At 41.2% G+C, this 4,802-nt stretch carries 4 protein-coding genes; 1 reads left to right on the top strand and 3 read right to left on the bottom strand.

Features of this window, described 5'->3' with window-relative positions; genetic code table 11:
* Positions 1 to 56 precede the first annotated feature (56 nt).
* The 3 genes from VB740_RS35850 to VB740_RS35840 all read right to left on the bottom strand — a co-directional run bounded on the left by VB740_RS35850 (position 57) and on the right by VB740_RS35840 (position 3,502).
* On the bottom strand, positions 57 to 674 hold the full coding sequence (locus VB740_RS35850) for a PEP-CTERM sorting domain-containing protein (RefSeq protein WP_323204559.1): 618 nt from the start codon (positions 672 to 674) through the stop codon (positions 57 to 59).
* A 341-nt stretch (positions 675 to 1,015) separates the two neighbouring features.
* The gene (locus VB740_RS35845; RefSeq protein ID WP_323204558.1) at positions 1,016 to 2,182 is read right to left on the bottom strand and encodes a pyridoxal phosphate-dependent aminotransferase; all 1,167 of its coding nucleotides are present in this window, start codon (positions 2,180 to 2,182) and stop codon (positions 1,016 to 1,018) included.
* Between the two features lie 237 nt (positions 2,183 to 2,419).
* Positions 2,420 to 3,502, bottom strand: a complete 1,083-nt coding sequence (locus VB740_RS35840) for a class I fructose-bisphosphate aldolase (protein ID WP_323204557.1) — start codon at positions 3,500 to 3,502, stop codon at positions 2,420 to 2,422.
* Between the two features lie 352 nt (positions 3,503 to 3,854).
* On the opposite strand from VB740_RS35840, the gene VB740_RS35835 reads away from it, so the two are divergent.
* Positions 3,855 to 4,172 carry a hypothetical protein gene (locus VB740_RS35835; protein WP_323204556.1) on the top strand — a complete coding sequence of 106 codons (318 nt, stop codon included), beginning with the start codon at positions 3,855 to 3,857 and terminating at the stop codon, positions 4,170 to 4,172.
* The last annotated feature ends 630 nt before the right edge of the window (positions 4,173 to 4,802 follow it).

The raw sequence follows: 4,802 nt of genomic DNA, 5'->3' as shown, positions 1-4,802 counted from the left end.
GGCTCCCCTACATATACTTAGATTTTTTCATAAATCAAATACTAGTCCTATAGTACTTATGCTTGAACCCCATCCGATTGCTTATTATCAGTTAATTTGGATAGCTTCTTACGTTTAAATACTAAATATGTGCTGAGAGTGCCGAGGGCGAGTAAGCTCAGGGTAGAGGTGGGTTCAGGGACGCTGACTATAGTTGCAGAAAAACTAATGGGTAATTCACTATCTTCCGTCCCAAAATTTTCAAAACCTGGTGTCAATGGTGGCGCAGAAAAAACCTCTAAATAACCTGGTGTCGGCAAAAAATTAGCAAAAAATGGACTAGAATAGTTTCCCCCGGAGGTGGAATACCCAAAACCGTCACCCGTTAACTGCTGACTATTAAGACTAATTAAATTGTCAACATTAAAAGGTTCGTTTCCCGGTATTGGAGTCCCAGCAGGTTGCAGACCAGTAATTGTCTCACCATTTCGTGTACCAGTAATCCCCATAATCTGGTAAAAACCCAAATCGTCGGGGGTGTCATTACTGACGAAATTACCATTTGCTGTTATACCAGTACCAGAATAATTCCATTGCCAGGTTAAAGTGGCAGCAGAGGCGGCTTGCATTGTCCCAAAAACCAATCCAGTTGTGGCGGTGAGGGCTGTAGCAGATAGTAGAGCTAGATTTTTCATAGAGGTCATTAGTGCGATCGCAAATCTTGTAAAGAGTTTTTGTATCTTGTTCTTGCAAATACCAAGGGGTGATATTGAGACCGATCGCCCCTTGATACTATTCTGATGCATCGACTGCACAAATAATCTTTTTTTTGGAGTGATGCCTACTAGCTTTTTTGATGGCATTTAGAGACTAGTTTTTGTTAGAAAATAAGATGCATTTCCCCTGTCTGAAACTCGGAACTTCAGGTTTAAAAATGAACTCCACCCGTTCTGAGTCGAAAAGGTGGAGTTAAAAGTTGGAGATTTGGTAAATTCTCCTCACAAATGACGAATGACAAATGACAAATGACAACTAATTAAATACGCGACTTGACAAATTTTTCCAATCTATCCATTCCCTTTTCAATCGTCGCCATATCGGTGGCATAGGAAAGGCGAATGTTGTCATCAGCGCCAAAAGCAATTCCGGGAATGACTGCAACTTGATGTTTTTCCAACAAAGCGTCACAAAATTCTAAGGATTTTAGACCGGTTTTGCTGATATCAGGGAACAGATAAAACGCGCCATCTGGTTTTGCAGTACTCAATCCGGGAATGGCGTTGAGTCTGTCTAACATTACCTGGCGGCGTTTGGCGAAGGCTTGGCGCATTTCTTCGACACAATCTTGAGGACTTTGCAAAGCTGCGATCGCACCATATTGGGCAAAGGTACACACGTTAGATGTACTATGTCCTTGAATGGTACTCGCTGCCTTAATAATTTCCACTGGCCCCGCTAAATAACCAAGTCTCCAACCAGTCATGGAATAAGCCTTCGCAAACCCATTACTAATCAAAGTGCGGTCAAAAATTTCCTTCCCAAGTGAACCGATGCTGATATGTTCTGCACCGTCGTAGAGAATCTTTTCGTAAATCTCATCAGAGACAACAAAGATATCTGCATCAACTACTACCTGCGCCAGTGCTTTGATTTCATCTGGCGTGTACACCATTCCTGTGGGATTAGATGGGGAGTTGAGGATAAATAACTTCGTCTTCGGGGTGATTACTTTACGGAGTTCTTCGGGAGTAATTTTATAACCCGTCGTGGCATCTGTAGATACAATCACCGGAACCCCGCCAACCAAAGTCACCATTTCGGGATAACTTAACCAGTAGGGTGCAGGAATAATTACCTCATCACCTGGATCGATTAATGCCACCATTAAGTTGTACAGAGAATGCTTACCGCCATTGGTGACGATGACATTCTCGGACTTGTAATCAAGACCGTTATCAATTTTAAGCTTGTGGGCGATCGCTTCCCTTAACTTTGGTTCTCCAGCTGCTGCACCATATTTGGTTTTGCCTTCATCCAAAGCTTTTGCTGCTGCGGCTTTAATATGCGCCGGGGTATCAAAATCTGGTTCTCCAGCGCTAAAACTACAAACATCTATTCCTTCCGCCTTCAGTGCCTTAGCCTTGGCTGCGATCGCTAAGGTTAATGAAGGTGTTACCTGACTTACTCTTGCTGCCAGCTTCATTCTTACTATTTTTTGGCAAATCTTTCACTTATCTAAGGATATCCCAGAATCCTTGGCAAGATTTGCTTTTCTGAATTCATTGGGAATTGGGGAGATGAGGCAATACGCTTCGGTTAAGGCAAGAGACGCGATGAATCGCCGTCTCTACAATGGGGGATTACGTGACAGGTGACAGGTGATAGGTGACAGTGAATAACCTGTACCCTGTAACCTGTACCCTATTCCCTTCCCCAATCCCTAAGCTATCGTCACATCCGGCGACAAATAAACATCTTGAATGGAGTGAAATAGTTTCACACCTTCCTCAAAGGGACGCTGGAACGTCTTGCGCCCAGAAATTAATCCTGAACCACCAGCGCGTTTGTTGATTACAGCGGTGCGAACTGCTTCGGCGAAGTCATTTTTACCAGTCGCGCCGCCAGAATTAATCAATCCCACACGCCCAGAGTAGCAATTTAGGACTTGGTAACGAGTCAAATCAATTGGGTGATCAGTTGTCAAGTCTGTGTAAACCCGCTCATCCGTTTTGCCGTAACTCTTACCGCTGGCTTTGGCAATTGCACCATAACCATTGTTATTTTCAGCTAGCTTTTGTTTAATGATGTCGGCTTCAATGGTTACACCCAAATGATTTGCCTGTCCGCTGAGGTCAGCAGCAAGGTGGTAATCTTTATCTTGTTTAAAAGCGTTATTCCGCAGATAGCACCAGAGAATTGTGACCATTCCCAGTTCATGGGCACGTTTAAAAGCTTTGCTGATTTCCTGAATTTGTCTGGTAGACTGGTCTGAGCCAAAGTAAATTGTCGCACCCACCGCTACCGCACCCAAATTCCAAGCTTGTTCTACATCAGCAAATAATACTTGGTCAAATTGATTGGGGAAAGTCAGCAATTCGTTGTGATTGATTTTGGCAATAAAAGGTATTTTGTGGGCATACTTGCGCGAAACGATACCTAATGTTCCCAGAGTGGTAGCAACCGCATTGCAACCTGAAGCGATCGCTAGCCTGACAATATTTTCTGGGTCAAAGTAAATCGGATTGGGCGCAAAAGACGCGCCTGCTGAGTGTTCAATCCCTTGGTCTACCGGGAGAATAGACAGATATCCAGTATATGCAAGACGGCCAGTAGAATAAAGTAACTGGAGATTACGCAATACTTGAGGGTTGCGATCGCTGTTGATCCAGATGCGATCTACAAAGTCTGGCCCCGGCAAATGTAGTAAATCACGAGAAACTTTTGCTTTGTAGGTAAGCAGGTCTTCTGCCTCTTTACCTAGCAATGACTCTATAGAAGTAGCCTCTATGAGCGTTGTAGTCATAGCGTTTTCCTCAAAAATTGAGCAAATGACCTTTGCCCTTAAGATAGCATTTTTAATACTCCTGACCTGCTTAAGCTTGCATTAACTAGATATATATTCCTTTAGATATAAAAGTCTTAAATCATTCTTTAAAAATCGATAAAATCAATGATTATCTGAGATATAACCATGATTTGAGCCAAGATGCACAAAGAAAAAATAGTGTTTTTGAGGATTTTGATGAATTGCAGATTGATCATTAATTTGATATATTTCGATTTTAATACTCGTAATTTGACAACAATAAGGTTAGAAAGCAACCTCCATAGACTCCCATTGTAGTAATAATCGTTGTAAGAACAAATACAATTCTATGAGCAAGTTTCAAATCGATATCGACTTCAGCAATATAGATTTAGCTTCCCTTGAGACAGAAGAAGATTTTCAAAGAGAGGCAAAAATATTATTACCAAAGGTTCTAGTCAAAGTAGGTGAAAGTGTAGGGGAAAAGACTTGGGAAGAATTACAGCAAAAGCTGCAAGGAACTGGAGGTAAACTCAAATCTTCTCCCAGCGAAAAACGCAGGTTTATGCAAGAAACCGGAAGAACTTATCAACGAAATGCCAGCAAGAGAGAAAGGCAAGAACTGGAAGAATATATAGTAGAGCAATTGCGCCAACACAAGCGGTAGAGGTTCACCTAAGCTTGATATACGTGTATTCTCACTTCTATTGTTAGTAGATTGCGTTACACCAAAGGCTAAGGTAAATGTTGACATCCTCCTCAGCCGTCATGCTGAGGATTCCAATCTAATCAAACAGACTTAACTGTATGAATTCTTGACGGGTTTTGATTTGTTCAATTATGTGAAGAGTTTCAGCAGTTAAATAACTTTTGCGATCGCCTATAATTTTAATATTACAGTATGTGCTTCAAGGAAAAATTCTATAGATGTCTTTTCGATGAGCAACTCATTGGCAGATTAATGTTTTTGTTTCTTGATTAAGAGTAATGCCAATCCGATAATCACAAACCCGAATTTTATATTTATCGCTATAGCCTTTCAGTTTTCAAGATATCCTAACTCAAAGGGATTCTCCGATGCAAGTTATTGAAAGATGATAAGTTATACGCGGCTTTGAATCTCAACTGGTAAAGCAGCAAGTTCTTTCAAAAATCTTTTAGTATCTTTAGCTTGCCACCTTTTCTTCTTTTAGCGATTGATAATATTGTAGTGCTTCATCTTTCGATAATAGTTTTTCTTCTTCTAAGTAGGTAGGCGAGAAAATTTATAGCTATGTAACGAAAGCTTAATCACAAG

The sequence above is a fragment of the Nostoc sp. UHCC 0251 genome (genome assembly GCF_034932245.1).
Classification (GTDB): Bacteria; Cyanobacteriota; Cyanobacteriia; order Cyanobacteriales; family Nostocaceae; genus Nostoc.
This window is presented reverse-complemented; position numbering and strand designations above follow the sequence as displayed.

What these genes read in the sequence shown, in the direction of transcription:
- VB740_RS35850 (WP_323204559.1), bottom strand. Translation starts at nt 674, where the DNA reads ATGAAAAATCTAGCTCTACTATCTGCTACAGCCCTCACCGCCACAACT.
- VB740_RS35845 (WP_323204558.1), bottom strand. Translation starts at nt 2,182, where the DNA reads ATGAAGCTGGCAGCAAGAGTAAGTCAGGTAACACCTTCATTAACCTTA.
- VB740_RS35840 (WP_323204557.1), bottom strand. Translation starts at nt 3,502, where the DNA reads ATGACTACAACGCTCATAGAGGCTACTTCTATAGAGTCATTGCTAGGT.
- VB740_RS35835 (WP_323204556.1), top strand. Translation starts at nt 3,855, where the DNA reads ATGAGCAAGTTTCAAATCGATATCGACTTCAGCAATATAGATTTAGCT.